The sequence below is a fragment of the Corynebacterium minutissimum genome (assembly GCF_000805675.1).
GTDB classification, from domain to species: Bacteria; Actinomycetota; Actinomycetes; order Mycobacteriales; family Mycobacteriaceae; genus Corynebacterium; species Corynebacterium minutissimum.
This window is the reverse complement of record NZ_JSEF01000011.1, coordinates 21245-40498: the sequence shown is the minus strand read 5'-3', so window position 1 is coordinate 40498 and position 19254 is coordinate 21245. Positions and strand designations below refer to the sequence as shown.

Sequence of the window (19254 nt, the reverse complement as noted above, 5' to 3'; positions counted from 1 at the left end):
GCTCCCAACGACTCGACACCACAAACACCACCAATCAAGGCCAGGTGTTTCCACGATCCTTAGAATCCGGGGTTGTGTGGGTAAGGCGAAACCCCCTGCTCCTCCTCGTGAAAGGAAGTGCAGGGGGTTCTTTTCAAGCCAGAGTGGGAAGGGCGGTCATTGCTGCCCGTTCTCTCCCCTCTCCGCTAATCCGTTAGCTGTTGAAGCGGCGCACGGCACGCAATGCAGCGTCGCCGCGGGACCTCGTCAACTCATCCTCAGACTTCAGGTCTTCCTGAGCCTGGGTCTCATCGACCTCGCGGGCCCAGATGGCCCAATCCGCGAGGACGGTGATCTTGTTCTCGGATACGGAGAGGAAGCCACCCTGGACGGCAGCGACGCGGCGCTCGCCGTCCGCTGGGTGGATGGTCACAACGCCATTGTTGATCAGCTGACCAACCATAGGCTCGTGGCCAGGAAGCACGCCGATCTCACCCTCGGTGGTCTCAGCCGTCACCATGGTGGCCTTGCCGGTCCACAGCAGGCGCTCGACGGAAACCAATTCGGCGGTGATGTCAGCCATGTGCCTCTCCCTACTTCTTCTCGCTCAGCTTCTTGTACGCAGCCTCGACGTCGTCCAAGCCACCCAGGCCGTTGAAGGCCTGCTCCGGGTAGTGGTCGAATTCGCCGTTGCAGATGCGCTCGAAAGCGTCGATGGTGTCAGCCAGCGGCACGTAGGAGCCCGGCAGGCCGGTGAACTTCTCTGCGACGAAGAAGTTCTGGCCCAGGAAGCGCTCGATACGACGTGCTCGCTGAACGGTGACCTTGTCCTCCTCAGACAGCTCGTCCATACCAAGGATGGCGATGATGTCCTGGAGTTCCTTGTTCTTCTGCAGGATACCGATGACACGCTGTGCCACCTCGTAGTGGCGCTCGCCCACGATGGACGGCTCCAGAATACGAGAGGTAGAGGTCAGCGGGTTCACTGCCGGGTAAATACCCTTCGAAGCAATGGAACGGTCCAGCTCAGTGGTGGCATCGAGGTGGGCGAAGGTGGTGGCCGGAGCCGGGTCGGTGTAGTCATCGGCCGGCACGTAGACGGCCTGCAGGGAAGTAATGGACTTACCCTTGGTGGAGGTAATACGCTCCTGCAGCACACCCATCTCATCAGCCAAGGTCGGCTGGTAACCCACAGCAGACGGCATACGGCCGAGCAGCGTGGACACCTCAGAACCTGCCTGGGTGAAACGGAAGATGTTGTCGATGAACAGCAGCACGTCCTGGTTCTGGACATCGCGGAAGTACTCCGCCATGGTCAGTCCGGACAGAGCCACGCGCATACGGACTCCCGGCGGCTCATCCATCTGGCCAAACACGAGGGCGGTGTCCTGGAGAACGCCCATCTCTTCCATCTCAAGGAAGAGGTCGGTGCCCTCACGGGTGCGCTCGCCGACGCCTGCGAAGACGGAGGTACCGGAGAACTCGCGTGCGATACGAGTAATCATCTCCTGGATAAGAACGGTCTTACCCACACCTGCACCACCAAAGAGGCCAATCTTGCCGCCCTTGACGTACGGGGTGAGAAGGTCAATGACCTTAATGCCGGTCTCGAGGATTTCGGTCTTACCTTCCAGCTGGTCGAATGCCGGCGGCTCGCGGTGGATGCCCCACTGTTCGCCATCGCGGCCCAGACCCGGCTGGTCAAGGCAGTCACCGAGGGCGTTGAAGACGTGGCCCTTGACCACATCGCCCACCGGGACGGAAATCGGCTTGCCGGTGTCGGTCACGGCAGCGCCACGGACGAGGCCGTCGGTCGGAGCCATGGACACGGCACGGACGAGGTTGTCACCGAGGTGCTGAGCGACCTCAAGGGTGACGGTCTTTGCAACAGCCTCGAGGGTCACCTCGACGGTCAGTGCGTTGTACAGTGCCGGCAGCCCGCCACGCGGAAACTCCACGTCGACGACCGGACCGATGACACGCACCACACGGCCGGCGGTAGCCGACGACTGTGTGTTCTGCTCTTGCAGAGCTGTAGTCATAATCTAGTCACTTTCTGCGCTTTCGGCGAGCGCCCCAGCGCCACCGACGATCTCTGTGATTTCTTGGGTAATCTGCGCCTGACGTGCCTGGTTGGCAACGCGGGAGAGGTCCTTGACCAGCTCGGTCGCGTTATCAGTTGCAGACTTCATTGCGGTACGGCGTGCGGCGGACTCGGAGGCTGAAGCCTCCAAGAACATCGCAAACAGGAGACGGGACACGTACTGCGGGAGCAGTGCTTCCATGAGGGTGTCCGCATCCGGCTCGAAGTCGTAATCAGGGGTGACCTGATTGACCGACGCGGAGTCGGAAAGCGCGGACTCGCCCATGTCGAAGTCCTCTTCCTCAATAACCGGTACCACCGGCAGCAGCTGCTGCACACGCGCCGTCTGGGTCAGCATGGACTCAAACTCGGTGTACACAACGTGTACCTGGTCGAAACCGCGAACAGTCTCGCCCTCGAGATTGATGCCCGCACGAGTCTTAGCCTGGCCCTTCGAACCGGCAATGAAGCCGTCGATGATGTGGCGGCGCACGTCATGCGTCGCCTTCCAGGTCGGATCCTGCGAGAATCCGGTCCAGCTGCCTGCGACCTCGGCTTCACGGAACTTGTAGAAGCCAACGCCCTTGTTACCCGTGACGTAGCGGACGGTCTCGTAACCTTCGCTCTTCAGCAAAGCTTCGAGCTCGGCCACCTTCTTGAAGACGTTGTTGTTGTAGCCACCGCACATACCGCGGTCAGAAGAGACCACGAGAATGGCGGCAACCTTGCCATCTTCACGCTCACGGAGCATCGGGTGATCCAGGTTTGTGTGCGCGGCGAGCTTGTTCAACACGTTGGACAGCTCGTGCGCATAAGGCTGCGACGCCTCGACCCTGGCCTGAGCCTTGGTAATGCGCGAGGTAGCAATGAGCTCCTGTGCCTTGGTGATCTTCTTAGTGGAATTGACGGACCTGATGCGGTCGCGCAGTTCACGAAGATTAGCCATGGTTTTCGCTCCTCCCTTCTCTTTCTAGACGGTTAATTCTTAGAGCGTGCGAAACTCTACTTGGCCGTCTTGCGGGAGACGCTGAGCTCGGACTTGTTGATCTCCTCAGCGTCGAGCGGATCCACCGGAGCCTCAGTGCCCAGGTTGTGGCCCTCAGAGGTGCGGAAGGACGGAGTGAAGTCCTTGGCTGCAGCAACAAGTGCGTCCTTGGACTCGTCGGTCAGAGCGGTGCCACCCTGAATCTGCTCGAACACCTGCGGGGTTGCAGAGTTGAGGTGATCGTGCAGCTCCTTCTCGAAGCGGCGTACGTCCTCGACGGGAACGACGTCGAAGATGCCCTGGTCTGCGAGGAAGATGGAGACCATCTGGTACTCGACAGGCTGCGGGGATGACTCGGACTGCTTGAGCAGCTCAACGAGGCGCTCACCGCGCTCCAGCTGAGCTTTGGACGCAGAGTCAAGGTCGGACGCGAAGGCAGCGAAGGCCTGCAGGTCACGGTAGGCAGCCAGCTCAAGACGGAGGTTACCGGCAACCTTCTTCATGCCCTTGGTCTGTGCTGCACCACCAACACGGGAGACGGACACACCGACGTTAATTGCCGGACGGACGCCCTGGTTGAACAGGTCGGACTCCAGGAAGACCTGGCCGTCGGTAATGGAAATAACGTTGGTCGGGATGAAGGCGGAGACGTCGTTCGCCTTCGTCTCAATGATCGGCAGTGCGGTCATGGAACCTGCACCCATGTCGTCGGAGAGCTTTGCAGCACGCTCCAGCAGACGGGAGTGCAGGTAGAAGACGTCACCCGGGTATGCCTCGCGGCCCGGCGGGCGGCGCAGCAGAAGGGAAATCGCACGGTAGGCCTCAGCCTGCTTGGTCAGATCATCGTAAATGATCAGGACGTGGTTGCCCTGGTACATCCAGTGCTGACCCAGAGCTGCACCGGAGAACGGTGCCAACCACTTGAAGCCGGCGGCGTCGGATGCCGGAGCAGCCACGATGGTGGTGTACTCCAGTGCGCCGTGCTGCTCCAGGGTGTGGCGCACACCAGCAATGGTGGAGCCCTTCTGGCCGATGGCGACGTAGATGCAGCGGACCTGCTTGTTCTTGTCGCCAGACTCCCAGTTAGCCTTCTGGTTCAGGATGGTGTCGATACAGACAGCGGTCTTACCCGTCTTACGGTCACCAATGATCAACTGACGCTGACCACGACCAATCGGGGTCATGGCGTCAATTGCCTTGATGCCGGTCTGCATCGGCTCTTCCACCGGCTGGCGCTGCAGCACGGACGGTGCCTGCAGCTCGAGGACGCGGTCCTCTTCAGCGGTGATCGGGCCCATGCCGTCAATCGGCTGGCCCAGGGGGTTGATAACGCGGCCGAGGAATTCCTCGCCCACAGGGATAGAGAGGACTTCGCCGGTCCTCTTGACCTCGTCGCCTTCCTTAAGGGACTCGAAGTTGCCCAAGACCACGACACCGATGGAGTTGGTGTCAAGGTTCTGAGCGACGCCAATGACGCCGCCTGGGAACTCGAGCAGCTCATTCGCCATGACGGACGGCAGGCCCGAAACCTGCGCAATACCGTCAGCTGCCGAAATGACCACGCCGACCTCCTCACGGGAGGCCTCCGCGGAGTAGCTCGAGGTGTAGTTCGCAATCGCGCTACGGATCTCGTCGGAGGAGATCGTCAGCTCCGCCATGTTCTTCCTGCTCTCGGTAGTATCTTCCAGCAATTACTTATTCGTTTCTGTCGTTTCGGCTTATGCCATCACAGCACGAAGGCGGGAAATCTTGCCTGCCGTCGAGCCATCAATGACTTCGTCGCCAACGCGGATGGTCATACCACCGAGGAGGCTGGTGTCAACCTCAGAGTGGATGGACATCGCACGACCATAAATTTTGCCCAGCTTTTCAGCGAGTGCTGCCCGCTGGCTATCGTTTAGCTCACCCGCCGACGTCACGCGCGCAATGGAGCGGCCCTGCAGCTCAGCTGCGGAGTCTGCCAGTGCGGCAATATCATCAATCGGGTTCTGCTCCGGGCGGCCAATGGCCTGCAGCGCGAGCGCCTCAGTGACCATAGTGACCTTGCCGTAGAGCACGCTTGCCAGCAGTCCAACCTTGCGGTCGGACGTCGCAGTACGGTCTGAAAGCAGCTGGGTCAGTTCGCCTTCGCGGTCAAGCACGCGCGACAGGGAGAAGAGCTCGTCTTCTACCTGGCCCAGCTTGCCCTCGGACTCAGCGCCACGCAGAAGAGCGCGGCGGCCAAGCTTCACGAGGCCACGGGCGATATCACGCGGGGAGGACCACTGTGCGGCGGCGGCTTCCTCGAGCACCTGCTGTGCTACCGGAGAAATCTTGCCGCCGAAAAGCTTCTGGACCAGGGACTTACGCTCCTCAGAGGAGGCCGCATCATCGGTCAGGGCAACGCGCAGTTCGCGGTCACCGTCGAGGACGCGGACAACCTCGAAGAGGTCCTGGCCTGCCTGGGTAGCAGTAGCTACCGAGTTGTCGCCGGAGAGAAAACCATCCAGCTTGGACTCAACGGTAGCGAGTGCTTCGCGGCTAGCTGCCTTCATCGTTGCCTACTTTCCGGCCGGTGCCACAGTGTCGAGCTCGGACAGGAAGCTATCAATGGTGGAGGACTGCTTCGTGGCGTCGGAAAGTTCGCCGCCAAGAAGCTTCTCTGCCAAGTTGATGGAGTTCTGTCCGATGTCGGAACGCAGCTCAGACACGACCTGTGCGCGGGAAGCTTCCAGCTGCTTCTCGCCAGCCGCAAGAATGCGACGAGACTCTTCTTCTGCAGCTTCCTTAGCCTCTGCCTCGATCAGCTTGCCGCGCTCACGCGCCTGCTCACGGATCTCAGCAGCCTCTGCTCGAGCGTCAGCGAGCTGAGCGTTGTACTTTTCCAAAGCGGCCTTTGCTTCGGCCTGCTGAGCCTCCGCACGCTTAAGGCCACCCTCGATCCGGTCTTCACGCTCCTGCAACATCTTGCTGTAAGCCGGAAGAACAAACTTCCAGAAAATCAGCAGGATGACGGCGAACGGAATGAGAGACCAGACCAAGTCGTACATCTTGGGCGAAAGGATGGAGTTGCCGCTCTCCAGCGGCAGGTGCTCACTTCCTTCCGCTGCAAGGTAGTAAATGACGTTGTTCATGGGGCTCCGTTCTTAAAGTTCGATTTACTTGTGTAAAGCGCTCTTTAGAACAGGAAGCCTGCAACGAGGCCGATGAGGGCGAGGGCCTCAACGAAGGCGATACCCAGGAACATGGTGGTACGCAGCTGACCAGCCATCTCCGGCTGGCGAGCCATGCCCTCGACGGTCTTGCCGACGAGGATACCGATGCCCAGACCCGGGCCGATGGTTGCGATGCCGTAGCCGATGGCGCCGAGACCGGTGATGGTGGACTCAGCAGCGTCCTGAGCAAGAATGATTTCGTTCATGATGAAAGTCGTTCCCTTTCAATGTTTCTCCTGCGGACTGTTCCGCAGGAAGCAGTGAGGATGGATTCTGGGGATATTTAGTTAACCGCGAGGTTCGCGTTGTTGTTAGTGCGAGTCTGCATGCAGCGACAGTTCGATGTATACCGCCGTCAGCAGGGCAAAGATGTATGCCTGCAGGAAGATGACGATAATCTCGTAAATCGTGAACAGAACCGCTGCGACCAGCGTCAGGCCACTCAATGCGGTCCAGGCGTTGAACTGGAAGAAGAAGAAGTTCGTTGCCGAGTACAACAGGACCAAAATGAGGTGACCAGCCAGGAAGTTCGCCATCAGACGAAGTGCCAGCGTGACTGGGCGCATAACGAACGTAGAGAATGCCTCAATCGGCACAACAAGGACGTGCAGCGCCGGTGGAAGGTTAGGAATAACCACCGAGGACTTGATGAACTTGCCGAAACCGAAGCGCTTCGCGCCGGCGTAGATCATGGCGATGTACGCCACGATGGCCAACACGATCGGCATACCAATACGGGCGTTCGGAGAGATGTTCAGGCCCGGAACAATAGTTGCTACGTTCCAGAACAAAACGCCGAAGAAGATAGAGGCCAAAATCGGAAGGAAACGGCGTCCTTCCTTCTTGCCCAATATGTCTTCTGCGATGTGAATTCGCACGAAGTCAATCGCATGCTCGCCTACGTTCTGCAATCCTTTAGGAACCAGCTTGGGGTTCTTAAAGGCGACAACAAAAAGGAGCACCAGGATGGCTGCCATGAACAGGCGAACCAGCATGATGCGATCCAAAGCGAACCAACCGTTGGCGAAGTCAGCAAACAAAAGGTCGACGACTTCACCGTCATCGGTTACGTGCCCCGGGAAAAATTCTGGATCCAGTTCGGGTGCGTGAAAGCTACCCTTCATGGCCAATGTTGTAACGCTCAGCGTTCTCTCCCGTGTTCGGGCCACACAGCTTGTCGAAGGCTATGTGGTGCGATGGACGTCTTCAGCTCTTTGCCTTGATCACGGACTCCGTCGCACATCAGCGTGAACAAGACAAGGATAAACCGCACTGTATCGGGCTAGCATGACACTAACCCGCGGTAACCCGAAGTGAATGGTATCAGTTTGATGACAAGTTTTCGCACGTGGGGGCACCGTGCCTCAAGCAACTCGCTACCCCACCCTCACGGATAGACCTAAAACGCCTACATTCTGCCCAAACCCCAGTCAGTGGACTTGGTCACATACCCCTATTTGCCCACCTTGACGGGGGTAACTCCGGGTGTCAGCAATGCCACATCACTACATGCAAAAGCCACCCTCCTGGGGTGTCCAGCAAGGGCGGCAGACATGGTACTTGGGAAGAATCTCTCCCCGCTACGCTACGACACGTACGTCACGTTGGAGGTCACTACTCCCCATACCTCAGTGCCGAGCGTAACCGCCAGTGCACAGATGACGGTGACGAAAAGCGCCATAGTGTCGTAGAACTCCAAGTCCTTAATGAGCAGCAGGACCATAATGAGGATGACCACCTTGAGCAGCCATCCGCCAAGGACCACAGCCATGGTCGTGGACGGCGTCGTACGAGCAGTCAGCAGCACCGAAGCGGCCGTAAAGAGCACGAAGCCTCCGCCGATGGCTGCGCCAACCAGAACGCCCAGAAGGCCCGGCGTGCCACGGACACCGCCCCAAATAGCGAGGGAGGCAAAGGTCACCACCACGAGGCCCATCGCACCCAAGCGCAGTGCGCGTTTCAGCGGGCGGCGATGATCGTCGTAAGGCGATAGCTGGTCAGAGCTCGTTGATTCAGTCACAGCCCCTAACCCTACCTCAGGAGGGATCCGTTTCGAGCACCACGCTCGTGGGACGAGACTTGCGCCCAATCTTGCCCTGACGAAGCGGAATGAGGGTCACGACGAAGGCAACGACAAGGGCAAGCACGGCTAGTGCCACCGCAACGGGCGCGGGAACGATGGAAAAAGACACCGCACCAAAGGCCACCGCTGAGACCCACAAGTACAGCACGAGCACCGTACGGCGGTGTGTGTGGCCCAATGACAGCAAGCGGTGGTGGATATGCGCCTTGTCCGCCGCGAAAGGCGAGCGCCCTTGGGAAACGCGGCGAATAACCGCCCAGACAAGGTCCAGTACTGGAACAAAGACCGCCGCGATGACCACAATCACCGGGGACATAAGCGCTACCATGTCCACCGTCCCATACAGCGACATGTTGATTTTGCCCGAAGCCGAGGTGGATGCAGCCGCCAGCAGCAAGCCAATGAGCATCGCACCGCTATCACCCATAAAGATGCGCGAGGGCTCGAAATTATGCGGCAAGAAGCCGGCACACATTCCCACGAGCGCGGCAGCAATAATCGCCGGCGGATACGCCGAGACTGCCCCGCCTTGGTCATGGAGCACTGTGAGCGAAAAGATGAGGATGGCGCCACCAGCAATCATGCCGAGGCCCGCAGCCAAACCGTCCAGGCCGTCAACGAAATTGATGGCGTTGATGAGTAGCACCGTAAAGAACACAGTCAAGAGTGTGCTCTGGACTTGGTCGAGGATAACCGTGGTCCCATCACCAAATGGCAGGAAGAGCAATGTCCACGTCAGGCCTAAACCGCTCATGAGCGCAGCGGCGACCAGCTGGCCCACAAGTTTAACTATCGCACTCAGCTCTATGAGGTCATCAACCACTCCGACCAGCACAATGGCCGCAGCCGACCAGAGCACGGCATTCATCTCGGGTGTCACGGGCATAAAGCCGCGAGTCAAGGCTGGAAGCTGGCCTGCGAGATAGACTGCCGCGGCAAAGCCAGTAAACATGGCCACGCCACCCAACTGCGGTGTGGGTTGCGAGTGACTATCACGCAGGCGAATCTCCGCTACCCGGCCCGTGCGCACGAGAAAAGTACGCACCAGACCGGTGCTGAGATACGTAAATGCAGCCGCAACAAAGATGACCAAGGCCAATTCGCGCAGCGGCACGCCTGTTCCTGCCACGGTGCGCGCTCCTTAGCTCTGTGTGCTCGGGCGGGTGCGCAGGGATTCTGGGGTCACGCCAATGACCTCAGCGATCTCTTCGGCAGTTAGCGCTCCCTCACGCAGAAGGTATGGGTGTGGCCCGGAAAGGTCGATGATCGTCGACGGCTTGCCAATCTCTGCTTCCCCACCATCGAGGTACACCGTCACCGCTTTGCCCAGCTGTTGCTTAGCAGCGATGGCGGTCGTCGGCGGCTGGTGGCCGGAGATATTCGCTGAGGAGACAGCCATGGGGCCGACCTCGCGCAGCAGCTCAATGGCGATGGGGTGAAGCGGCATACGCAGCATCACCGTGCCACGCGTATCCCCCAGGTTCCACGGCAGCGACGGCGCCTGCTCGACGACGATCGACAGCCCTCCCGGCCAGAACGCCTCGATGAGGTTCTGGGCGGTATCATCCAACCGTGCCACGAGGCCTTTGACAGTATCCCACGAACCCACCAGCACCGGTACGGGCATATCGGGCCCGCGATGTTTGGTGGCGAGGAGACTGGCCACAGCGTCATTATCGAAGGCATCACAGCCCAGCCCGTAGAGGGTATCGGTAGGCATGACCACGAGACGCCCAGACTTAGCGGCCTTGACTGCAAGCTCCATGCCTTCTTCGCGCTCGGCTGCATCCGCGCAGTTAAAAATCTGTCCCTGCATCGGTATGATTCTCCTTTATGCCACGCTCATGTAGCGTCGGCTGGTTGGCCAATCCTTGACCAATCTACTGTACTCCCCGCACTGCCGTCACAAACCGCGCGGTGCCAGTGAGGTCACGAAGTATGTCTACTTGCTCGAATCCGCCATGCGCGCGGAATGCTTCCTGGACCTGGTGGGAAGTCTCATCATCGTGCTCAAGGCCTACTCTCCCGCCTGGGCGCAATAGGCGCGCGATGGTGGGAATCATGGCGGTGATGGTGTCCATCCCGTCCACCCCTCCAAAGACGGCCTCGTGGGGGTCCTGGTACACCTCCGGCTCTAGGTCCGGGGTTTCGGGCACGTAGGGAGGATTGGTGAGCACGAGGTCCACGGTGCCATCCAACTCGGAAAGGACCTGCGGGTCTGTCACATCACCTTGGACCAACTGAAGTTCAGGGGCATAACGTGCGGCGTTGCGCTGGGCGTAGGCCAGGGAGGCGTCGGAAAGCTCCACGCCCCACACCTGTGCCCGCGGCAAGTAGTGCGCTACGTAGAGCGCCAGCGCCCCGGACCCCGTACACAGGTCAACGACGCGACTATCCTCTGCGTCGGAATTCTTAAGAATTCCGACGGCATAGTCGGCAAGGACCTCCGTCTCTGGACGCGGAATGAACACGCCAGGTCCCACTTCGAGTTCGAGCGGGCCGAACCACGCGTGGCCCAGGATGTGTTGGAGGGGCTCGCGCGCTTCACGACGCCTCACCAACGCCCCATAGGCCACATCAAACCCGGGGATGGGCGCCTGATCCATGGGGATGTCCATGTGGCCGCAGTGGATAAGGTGCGCGGCAAGCAAGCGTGCGTCCCACTCGGGTGAGGGGACGCCGGCAGCGCGAAGGCGCCCCGCGGCATCGCGGAGCGCCTCCTGATAGGTGTGAAACGTCACCGTATCTCGTCCTAGCCTTATGCTCTAGCCCTCGGCCTCAAGGCGCTCAGCACGCTCCTGGGCCTGGAGGGCCTCAATAAGTTCGTGCATATCGCCGTTGAGCACCGCGTCTAGGTTGTTGGCCTTGTAACCGATGCGGTGATCGGTAATACGGTTCTCCGGCCAGTTATAGGTGCGGATGCGCTCAGAGCGGTCCATAGTGCGCACCTGGGAGGCGCGCTGCTCGCCGGCTTCGGCCTCGCGGGCTTCGCGTTCCATCTGGTCGAGGCGAGCCTGCAGCACTTGCAGGGCACGCGCCTTGTTCTGAATTTGGGAACGCTCCTTCTGACACGTCACCACCAGGCCAGTCGGCAGGTGGGTAATACGCACGGCGGAGTCAGTGGTGTTAACACCCTGACCGCCCTTACCGGAGGAACGGTACACGTCGACGCGGATGTCCTTGTCATCAATGTTGACGGCCTCCACCTCTTCCGGCTCCGGGTAAACCAGAACGCCGGCAGCCGAGGTCTGGATGCGCCCCTGGGACTCCGTTACCGGGATACGCTGCACGCGGTGCACGCCGCCCTCAAACTTGAACACGCTCCAGGCGCCGTCGCGGGACGGGGTCTTGGACTTGAAGGAGATGGACATATCCTTCACGCCGCCCAGATCCGACTCGTTAAGGCCCAGAACCTCCCACTGGAAACCGGCCTTATCGGCAAAGCGCTCATACATGCGGGCCAAATCGCCGGCAAAGAGGGCTGCCTCTTCACCACCGGCACCAGCCTTGATCTCCATGATGATGTCCTCGGAGTCCTGCTCATCGCGCGGTGCAAGCAGGTCTGCGAGCTTTTCTTCCAGCTCCACGACAAGCGGCTCGAGGCGGTCTACCTCGGGCTGAAACTCGTGGTCCTCGTAGGCCATCTCCTTGGCATCGGCCAGGTCCTGGCGAGCCTGCACCAGCTCGTCGTTGACGGCGACGATGGGGCGCAGCTCGGCATAGCGCTTGGAGAGCTTGCGGAACTGGGACTGATCACCGGCTACCTCCGGGTCAGCCATCTGCATTTCGATGCCCTGGTACTCGGAGACAATATCGTCAACGAGGGAAACCTGGTTCGACATTACTTGTAGTCCTCCTCGTCGGTGTCTGCCGCCATGGGCGCAGAGGACGCCACCTGCATGAGGAACTCACCGTTGGAGCGGGTCTTCTTGAGCTGCTTAATGAGCAGGTCAATGGCGGCGAAGGAGTCCAGGCCAGAGAGGATACGGCGCAGTTTGGTCATGATGCGTGCTTCCTCCGGGACGAGCAAGAGCTCGTCCTTGCGGGTGCCGGACGGGTTGACGTCCACTGCCGGGAAGATGCGGCGCTCAGAGATAGCGCGGTCCAGCTTGAGCTCAGCGTTACCGGTGCCCTTGAACTCCTCGAAGATGACGGTGTCACCGGTAGAGCCGGTCTCCACCATCGCGGTAGCGATGATGGTCAGCGAGCCGCCGTTTTCGATGTTGCGGGCAGCACCGAGGAAACGCTTCGGCGGGTAGAGAGCGTTGGAGTCCACACCACCGGAGAGGATGCGGCCGGAGGCCGGCGAGGAGTTGTTGTAGGCACGGCCCAGGCGAGTAATGGAATCGAGCAGGACGACGACATCCTTGCCCTGCTCCACCAGGCGCTTGGCGCGCTCGATGGCCAGCTCTGCCACGGAGGTGTGCTCTGACGGCGGGCGGTCGAAGGTAGAGGCAATGACCTCACCCTTGACGCTGCGCTGCATGTCGGTGACCTCTTCAGGGCGCTCGTCAACGAGAACGACCATGAGGTAGCACTCCGGGTTATTGGCAGCAATCGCGTTGGCGATGTTCTGCAGAATCGTCGTCTTACCGGCCTTCGGCGGGGAGACGATGAGCGCGCGCTGACCTTTACCAATCGGCATGATGAGGTCAATGACGCGGGTGGTGAGGATCTTTGGATCCGTCTCTAGGCGCAGACGCTGGTTCGGGTAGAGCGGGGTGAGCTTGGCGAAGTCCGGACGCTCCTTGGCGCTCGACGGATCGAGACCATTGACGGTATCGACTTCCACCAGCTGGTTGTACTTGCGGCGGTTGCGGCCGTTGCCGTGGGTGTGGGTCGGGCCGGAAACCTTGACCTTGCCCGTGAGCGCATCACCGGAGCGCAGGCCCAGGCGGCGCACGAGGTTGTTGTTGACAAAGACATCGGAGATCGCTGCGCGGTAACCCGAGGTGCGCAGGAAGGCCACGTTGTTGTCCACAACCTCCAGGATGCCGCCAACGATCTGCACTTCATCGCCCTCGCGGATCTGCAGGTCGTTACCGCCATTGCCGCCGCCATCGCGGTCACGGCCGCGGCGGTTACGGCGGTTGCGGCGGTTGCGACGTCCGCCACCGCCATGGTTGTTGTCATCATCGTGGCGGTTGTTGTTGTCACGACGGTTGTTGCCGCCGTTATTGTTACCACCGTTGTTGTTGCCGCCACCATTGTCGTGGCGGCCCTGGTTGTCCTCCGACTTGCCCTGGCCGTCGTGGTTGGCGTCATTCTTGCCGCCCTGGTTGCCAGAGTTGCCCTTGTCCTGGCCATTGTTGTCCTGGTCATCGTGACCGGAAGCCTTAGCCTCTTCGCGCGCCTCGCGCTCCTGGCGGCGGGCACGATTGCGGCGGGCGCGGCGCGCTTGGGAGCGCGACTCGTAGCGCTGCTCATCGTTCTTGCCGCCCTTGTCCGCGTCGTTGTCACCCTGCTCAGAGCCCTGATCGGAGCTCTGTTCAGGGTTGCTCTTCGCGCCCTTCGGGGCATCATGGTTCTTCTCCTCGGCGGAGCCAGCCGGGCGGGAAGCCTTGCGCGCTGCGCGGCGCGGCGCGGAGGCCTTCTCCTCGGTCTTGTCCTCTGCCTTCGGAGCCTTCGGGGCGTCGGCAGCCTTAGAGGCTTCCTTCGCGGCACGCACCGGAACCTGGCCGGTGGTCAGAGCAGTAATGAGGTCCCCCTTGCGCAGTCCGGAGACGCCGCGAAGTCCGCGCTCCGCTGCAAGCTTGCGCAGTTCCGGCAGCTTCAGGGACGCCAAGTCCTGTGCTGCGGTCTTGTCCGTATCGCTCACGGATATCCTTTCGTCGCTTCACCAACGAGCACCAACATGGCCAGGCCGCATTCGAGCGGTACAGCCCACGCGTGGGGCGTTGGAAGCCAGTGTGTAATTGAAGTGGTCCGCCGCCACCAGCGAGTTCACGCAACCGCGATCCCCGTGGGCGGTGGGTTTGTGTGGCTCTCCCCTCGTAGACGCGCCCCCGCGGCGCGGAAAAGAACTAAAGCCGTGGGTCACTGATGGGAGATGTATTAAGAGGCGACTGCGAGCGTATCTCTACTCCCCTTCACCGTCGTGCGCAGTCTTACGAGTGCACACCGTGGAGGATGCTCGGAAGGTGCGGGGAAGGCCTCCCCGCCAGTCGTGGATAACTATACCGCATCCTTCCACCGCGCTCACACTGACACGGCTAAAGTGGTACGCATGCTCTCCACCATGCAGGATATCCCCCTGTCCCTGACGCGCATCCTGGAGTACGGTTCCTCCGTCCACGGCCAAACCCAAGTCATCACGTGGCATAGTGACGATCCGGGCAATGAGCGCGAGGAAACCACCTTCGCCGACATCGGCGCACGCGCTGCCGCTTTCGCGCATGCACTGCATGACACGCTGGGGGTCACCGGGGATGAGCGCGTGGGGTCCTTCATGTGGAATTGCGCGGAGCACCTCGAAGTCCTCTTCGGTACTGCCTGCAAAGGCGCGGTGTTTACCCCGCTCAACAAGCAGCTGATGAATGACCAGATTCGGCACATCGTCAACCATGCGGAAGTACAGGTTATTGTTGCCGATGGGCGCCTTGGCCAGCAGCTCGCGAACGTCCTCAGGGGCGTGGAGTGCGTACGCGCGGTGGTCTTTACGGACGTCGATAAGCTTACTGTTCCCATGCCCCAAGGCATCGAAGTCTACAGCTACGAGGAGCTGCTCGATGGCCGCTCGACGGTCTACGACTGGCCCACCTTGGATGAGCACACCGCGGCCGCCCTGTGTTATTCCACCGGTACCACCGGCGCGCCCAAAGGCGTGCTCTACTCGCACCGCGCGCTGTATCTCGAGGGCATGCAACTGCGTGCTTCCGATTCACTGTGTGTGACGCATGGAGAGACCTTCCTGTGCTGCATTCCCATCTATCACGTGCTGAGCTGGGGCGTTCCTTTTGCGGCATGGATGACGGGCACGCCGCTGGTGCTTCCCGACGCCGACGTCTCCCCCGCCACCCTGGCCAAAATCATCGCTGCGACCTCCCCGCGCGTGGCGCATGGCGTGCCCACCATTTGGATTCAGCTCTTTGTGCACTACCTCAAGAACCCGCCAGAGCGTATGACGCTGACCGAGATTTTTGCCGGTGGCTCGCCTGTGCCGCCGCAGCTCATCAAGATGTGGGAAGAGCGCTACGGCGTCGACGTCGTACACGTCTGGGGCATGGCGGAGACCACCACCGTAGGAACCGTCGCACGCCCGCCTTCAGGTGCTTCCGGCGAAGCGCGCTGGGCCTACCGCATTTCCCAGGGCCGCTTCCCTTCCTCCCTGGAATACCGCGTGGTCAATGATGGCCACGTGGTCAACACCACCGACCGCAACGCCGGCGAGATTCAGGTGCGCGGCAACCTCGTTACTGGTTCCTACTATCACTCGCCCACCTCCGAAGTCGGCGGTGCCGCCCACGAGTTCCGCGGCAAGGACGTGGAGGATGCCGAGTCCAAGTTCACTGCGGATGGATGGCTGCGCACCGGTGATGTCGGCTTCGTCAACGAGGAGGGCTTCCTCACCGTGGAGGACCGCGCCCGTGACGTCATCCGCTCTGGTGGCGAGTGGATCTATTCCGTGCAGCTAGAAAACCTCATCATGGCCAACCCGTTGGTGCTCGAATGCGCCGTTATTGGCTACCCGGATAAACAATGGGTCGAGCGCCCGCTTGCCGTCACGGTGCTGGCAGCGGGGATTTCCCCCACCATTGAGACCGCCGAGCGTCTGCGCGATGCTATGCGCTCAGAGCTGCCCTCCTGGATGCTTCCGGAGTACTGGACCTTTGTGAAGTCCATCGATAAGACCTCAGTGGGTAAGTTCGATAAGAAGGACCTGCGTGCTCACCTGGCTGAAGGTGACTACAACATTATCCGTCTTAAGGGCCCGGGTGAATCTCAGCGCCTCGACGCCGAGGAGTAATCCCGCTGCCTATTAATTCAGCGGACTTCGGGCTACAGTAGCGAGCAATGTCCGACACCACCCCACTGCCCCTGCCCCGCATCCCCGGCGCGGCCAGCCTTCCCGCTGACGTGCCGGGGCCTAGCCCTGATGGCCACCGCGCGCTCCTTGACCGCTACGGCCGCCAGGCCCGCGACCTGCGTGTGTCTTTGACGGACCGCTGCAATCTACGCTGCACCTATTGCATGCCGGCCGAGGGCTTTGAGTGGATGCCGACCGAACAGACGCTTAGCGACGACGAAACCATCCGCCTCATTCGCCTCGCCGTGGAGAAGCTCGGCATCCGCCAGGTACGTTTCACCGGCGGTGAACCACTCCTGCGTAACTCCTTGGAGGACATCATCGCCGCTACTACCGCTCTGCGTACCGATGAGGGTATCGCTCCCTCCACTGCGCTGACCACCAACGGTTTAGGGTTGGACAAGCGGCTTGAAGGGCTCCAGCGCGCCGGGCTGGACCGCGTCAACATTTCCCTCGATACCCTTGACCGCGAGCTTTACGCTCGGCTTACACGGCGCGACCGCCTGCCGGACGTGCTTGCCTCCATCGACGCTGCCCTTGCCGCCGATATGGCCCCGGTAAAAATCAATGCCGTTATCATGCCGGGAATTAATGAATCCGCCATCGTTTCGCTGGCTCGCTTTAGTCTGGAGCGCGGTGCTGAACTGCGCTTTATTGAGCAAATGCCCCTAGGCCCTCGTGAGGAGTGGGAACGCTCCCGCATGGTCACAGCCGAGGAGATTCTCGCTCGCCTGCGCGAGGAGTTCGAGCTCACACCAGCAGAAGAACCCCGCGGCTCGGCCCCTGCCGCGCTGTGGGAGGCTACCGCCCGCGATGGCTCCACTCCACCAGGGCGCATCGGCGTCATTGCTTCGGTTACCCGCCCCTTCTGCGGCAATTGCGACCGCACGCGCCTGACTACCGATGGCGCGGTGCGCAATTGCCTGTTTGGAAATTCGGAGACGTCCCTGCGGGATCTGATGCGTGCCGGCGCCAGCGACGACGAGCTCGCGGCAGCATGGGCCGGGGAGATGTGGCGCAAGCTGCCAGGCCATGGAGTCAATGACGAAGGTTTCCTCCAGCCCGATCGCCCCATGTCCGCCATCGGCGGCTAGATTAGGTGCAATGACAATGCCTGGCACGAGTATCGAGGACTACTTCTCACGCCTGCATACCCTTATCCGCCCCGTGTCGACGGAACAAAGCTCCGTGCACGCAGGACGAGTGCTCGCTCAGACTGTCACCGCCCGCCGTGCTATCCCACCGCAGGACAATTCCGCGATGGATGGTTTTCTTACCCCACCCTTGGATAAGCCGTGCACGCTCAAGGTCGTCGGTGACGTACCCGCTGGTGCTGCGCCGCGCACTCCGGAGCCTGGCACAGCCGTGCGCATCATGACGGGTGGGGCAATCCCTGAGGGCTTTGACGGACTGGTCATCCCCGTCGAAGATACGGACATCTCCCCTGGCCCCGGCCCGCTTCCGGAGACTATCACCATCCATCGCGTGCCTGCCCGGTCCCACATTCGCCGCCGCGGCTCCCATATCGCGTGCGGTGAGGAGATTACCCAATCCTCCAGTTTCATCGATGCCCCGCTCCTCGCTACCCTTTTATCCTCCGGCATCACTTCCGCCGAGCTCTACCGCGTCCCGCGCATCACTGTCATTGCCACCGGCGAGGAGCTTCTTAACGGCCAACTGCCCGATTCCAACGGCCCCATGCTCGAGGCCATCCTTCACGCCACCGGAACCTGCGACATCACCCGGCTGTGCTGCGGCGATGATCCAAATGAGCTGCGAGGAATCTTCGAAAGCGCTACGCAAGGAGCCACCGGTTCCGATCTCATCGTCACCACGGGCGGAGTGTCCGCCGGGGCCTTCGACGTTGTACGTGATGTGCTCACCGAGCACGGCGAACGCCCCTGGTTCGGTCACGTGGACCAGCGCCCCGGCGCGCCACAAGGCCACGCGTTGTGGAACGAGGTGCCCGTCGTGTGTCTGCCCGGCAACCCTGTCGCGGCTTTTGTCTCCGCGCATCTCTACCTCACCCCACTGCTGCGAACTCTTGCTGGATTGCCCCGACCGCAAAGCGCTCTGGACCGGCCACACCTCACCGCCACTGCTGCGGCCGATTTCCCCACGGCCTCACATCCCCTCATCCAGCCCTGCCATCTCATTCTCGACGGCACGGTCACCGCAGCCCCACCCCCGGGCCCCCGGATGCGCAGCCATCACGTCGGCGCCCTACTCGGCACGAATGCTTTCGCACTCATCACCGACTCCCTCAGCGCCGGGGACACGCTTGACGTCTATCCCTACTGAGCGAAAAGGGGCCCTAACTGACGCAGATTTCTCGCTAGAACCCGGCGAGTTCAGGTGGTGAAACTTTGCGTCAGTTAGGGTTAGTCCCACACCAGGAAAGGAACCCTGACACCATGAAGTTCACTCATCTCAACAACGCCGGCTCCGCCTACATGGTGGACGTGACAGAAAAGAACCCTACGGTGCGCACTGCCACCGCCCAAGGTGAGGTGGCCTGTTCCTCGGAGGTCCTCACCGCGCTGCGCGAGGGCAGCGTGCCCAAAGGTGACGTCCTCGCTGTGGCCCGCGTGGCCGGCATTGCCGCCGCCAAGAAGGTCCCGGACCTTCTGCCACTAGCCCACACCATCGGTGTGCATGGCTGTGCCGTGGACATTGAGCTACGCGGCGACCATGTGTTCATCGAGGCCACCGTGCGCACAGCTGACCGCACCGGCGTGGAGATGGAAGCGCTCACGGCCGTTAACATTGCCGCTCTAGCACTCATTGACATGGTCAAAGGCGTGGATCGCTCCGCCTACATTCGGCGCTGCGGCATCACCGCCAAGTCCGGCGGGCGCTCCGGTGACTGGTCCCGTGAGTTGCCCGGCGCGCAGGAGGGCTAGT

General features: G+C 61.2%; 18 protein-coding genes. 4 read left to right on the top strand and 14 right to left on the bottom strand.

The genetic code is table 11. The features are described 5' to 3' along the window. Positions 1–193 precede the first annotated feature (193 nt). From NX84_RS06305 to rho, 14 genes are all read right to left on the bottom strand, one after another. Positions 194–562: a F0F1 ATP synthase subunit epsilon gene (locus NX84_RS06305; protein ID WP_039675001.1), complete on the bottom strand. Its 369-nt coding sequence runs from the start codon at positions 560–562 to the stop codon at positions 194–196. 10 nt (positions 563–572) lie between these two features. Continuing rightward, complete coding sequence (gene atpD / locus NX84_RS06300) at positions 573–2021, bottom strand: F0F1 ATP synthase subunit beta (RefSeq protein WP_039674999.1); 1449 nt, start codon at positions 2019–2021, stop codon at positions 573–575. Positions 2022–2024: 3 nt separating this feature from the next. After that, positions 2025–3008: a F0F1 ATP synthase subunit gamma gene (locus tag NX84_RS06295; RefSeq protein ID WP_039674997.1), complete on the bottom strand. Its 984-nt coding sequence runs from the start codon at positions 3006–3008 to the stop codon at positions 2025–2027. Between the two features lie 56 nt (positions 3009–3064). After that, the gene (gene atpA, locus NX84_RS06290) at positions 3065–4705 is read right to left on the bottom strand and encodes a F0F1 ATP synthase subunit alpha (protein ID WP_039674995.1); all 1641 of its coding nucleotides are present in this window, start codon (positions 4703–4705) and stop codon (positions 3065–3067) included. A gap of 60 nt (positions 4706–4765) precedes the next feature. Then, a complete protein-coding gene (locus tag NX84_RS06285) occupies positions 4766–5581 on the bottom strand; it encodes a F0F1 ATP synthase subunit delta (RefSeq protein WP_039674993.1) in 816 nt (271 codons plus the stop codon). A gap of 6 nt (positions 5582–5587) precedes the next feature. Next, positions 5588–6160, bottom strand: coding sequence for a F0F1 ATP synthase subunit B (locus NX84_RS06280; protein ID WP_039674991.1), 573 nt, complete (start codon positions 6158–6160; stop codon positions 5588–5590). A 44-nt stretch (positions 6161–6204) separates the two neighbouring features. Then, positions 6205–6447, bottom strand: a complete 243-nt coding sequence (locus tag NX84_RS06275) for an ATP synthase F0 subunit C (protein ID WP_039674989.1) — start codon at positions 6445–6447, stop codon at positions 6205–6207. A 105-nt stretch (positions 6448–6552) separates the two neighbouring features. Then, positions 6553–7365, bottom strand: coding sequence for a F0F1 ATP synthase subunit A (atpB, locus tag NX84_RS06270; protein WP_039674987.1), 813 nt, complete (start codon positions 7363–7365; stop codon positions 6553–6555). A 461-nt stretch (positions 7366–7826) separates the two neighbouring features. Beyond that, a complete protein-coding gene (locus tag NX84_RS06265) occupies positions 7827–8261 on the bottom strand; it encodes a Cg1360 family ATP-synthase-associated protein (protein WP_039674985.1) in 435 nt (144 codons plus the stop codon). A gap of 16 nt (positions 8262–8277) precedes the next feature. Continuing rightward, the gene (locus NX84_RS06260; protein ID WP_039674984.1) at positions 8278–9453 is read right to left on the bottom strand and encodes an MraY family glycosyltransferase; all 1176 of its coding nucleotides are present in this window, start codon (positions 9451–9453) and stop codon (positions 8278–8280) included. Between the two features lie 12 nt (positions 9454–9465). Next, positions 9466–10140 carry an L-threonylcarbamoyladenylate synthase gene (locus NX84_RS06255; protein WP_039674982.1) on the bottom strand — a complete coding sequence of 225 codons (675 nt, stop codon included), beginning with the start codon at positions 10138–10140 and terminating at the stop codon, positions 9466–9468. 64 nt (positions 10141–10204) lie between these two features. Then, positions 10205–11065: a peptide chain release factor N(5)-glutamine methyltransferase gene (prmC, locus tag NX84_RS06250; protein WP_039674980.1), complete on the bottom strand. Its 861-nt coding sequence runs from the start codon at positions 11063–11065 to the stop codon at positions 10205–10207. 24 nt (positions 11066–11089) lie between these two features. Then, the gene (prfA, locus tag NX84_RS06245; protein ID WP_039674978.1) at positions 11090–12166 is read right to left on the bottom strand and encodes a peptide chain release factor 1; all 1077 of its coding nucleotides are present in this window, start codon (positions 12164–12166) and stop codon (positions 11090–11092) included. Continuing rightward, complete coding sequence (rho, locus tag NX84_RS06240; RefSeq protein ID WP_039674976.1) at positions 12166–14142, bottom strand: transcription termination factor Rho; 1977 nt, start codon at positions 14140–14142, stop codon at positions 12166–12168. Before rho ends, prfA begins: the two co-directional genes overlap by 1 nt. 408 nt (positions 14143–14550) lie before the next feature. On the opposite strand from rho, the gene NX84_RS06235 reads away from it, so the two are divergent. The 4 genes from NX84_RS06235 (at position 14551) to moaC (ending at position 19253) form a co-directional block, all read left to right on the top strand. After that, the gene (locus tag NX84_RS06235) at positions 14551–16290 is read left to right on the top strand and encodes a long-chain fatty-acid--CoA ligase (protein WP_039675007.1); all 1740 of its coding nucleotides are present in this window, start codon (positions 14551–14553) and stop codon (positions 16288–16290) included. Between the two features lie 47 nt (positions 16291–16337). After that, positions 16338–17444 carry a GTP 3',8-cyclase MoaA gene (gene moaA / locus NX84_RS06230; protein WP_039674974.1) on the top strand — a complete coding sequence of 369 codons (1107 nt, stop codon included), beginning with the start codon at positions 16338–16340 and terminating at the stop codon, positions 17442–17444. Positions 17445–17454: 10 nt separating this feature from the next. Then, the gene (locus NX84_RS06225) at positions 17455–18651 is read left to right on the top strand and encodes a molybdopterin molybdotransferase MoeA (RefSeq protein ID WP_039674972.1); all 1197 of its coding nucleotides are present in this window, start codon (positions 17455–17457) and stop codon (positions 18649–18651) included. Positions 18652–18764: 113 nt separating this feature from the next. After that, positions 18765–19253: a cyclic pyranopterin monophosphate synthase MoaC gene (gene moaC / locus NX84_RS06220; RefSeq protein ID WP_039674970.1), complete on the top strand. Its 489-nt coding sequence runs from the start codon at positions 18765–18767 to the stop codon at positions 19251–19253. The last annotated feature ends 1 nt before the right edge of the window (position 19254 follow it).

What these genes read in the sequence shown, in the direction of transcription:
- NX84_RS06305 (WP_039675001.1), bottom strand. Translation starts at nt 562, where the DNA reads ATGGCTGACATCACCGCCGAATTGGTTTCCGTCGAGCGCCTGCTGTGG.
- atpD (WP_039674999.1), bottom strand. Translation starts at nt 2,021, where the DNA reads ATGACTACAGCTCTGCAAGAGCAGAACACACAGTCGTCGGCTACCGCC.
- NX84_RS06295 (WP_039674997.1), bottom strand. Translation starts at nt 3,008, where the DNA reads ATGGCTAATCTTCGTGAACTGCGCGACCGCATCAGGTCCGTCAATTCC.
- atpA (WP_039674995.1), bottom strand. Translation starts at nt 4,705, where the DNA reads ATGGCGGAGCTGACGATCTCCTCCGACGAGATCCGTAGCGCGATTGCG.
- NX84_RS06285 (WP_039674993.1), bottom strand. Translation starts at nt 5,581, where the DNA reads ATGAAGGCAGCTAGCCGCGAAGCACTCGCTACCGTTGAGTCCAAGCTG.
- NX84_RS06280 (WP_039674991.1), bottom strand. Translation starts at nt 6,160, where the DNA reads ATGAACAACGTCATTTACTACCTTGCAGCGGAAGGAAGTGAGCACCTG.
- NX84_RS06275 (WP_039674989.1), bottom strand. Translation starts at nt 6,447, where the DNA reads ATGAACGAAATCATTCTTGCTCAGGACGCTGCTGAGTCCACCATCACC.
- atpB (WP_039674987.1), bottom strand. Translation starts at nt 7,365, where the DNA reads ATGAAGGGTAGCTTTCACGCACCCGAACTGGATCCAGAATTTTTCCCG.
- NX84_RS06255 (WP_039674982.1), bottom strand. Translation starts at nt 10,140, where the DNA reads ATGCAGGGACAGATTTTTAACTGCGCGGATGCAGCCGAGCGCGAAGAA.
- prfA (WP_039674978.1), bottom strand. Translation starts at nt 12,166, where the DNA reads ATGTCGAACCAGGTTTCCCTCGTTGACGATATTGTCTCCGAGTACCAG.
- NX84_RS06235 (WP_039675007.1), top strand. Translation starts at nt 14,551, where the DNA reads ATGCTCTCCACCATGCAGGATATCCCCCTGTCCCTGACGCGCATCCTG.
- moaA (WP_039674974.1), top strand. Translation starts at nt 16,338, where the DNA reads ATGTCCGACACCACCCCACTGCCCCTGCCCCGCATCCCCGGCGCGGCC.
- NX84_RS06225 (WP_039674972.1), top strand. Translation starts at nt 17,455, where the DNA reads ATGACAATGCCTGGCACGAGTATCGAGGACTACTTCTCACGCCTGCAT.
- moaC (WP_039674970.1), top strand. Translation starts at nt 18,765, where the DNA reads ATGAAGTTCACTCATCTCAACAACGCCGGCTCCGCCTACATGGTGGAC.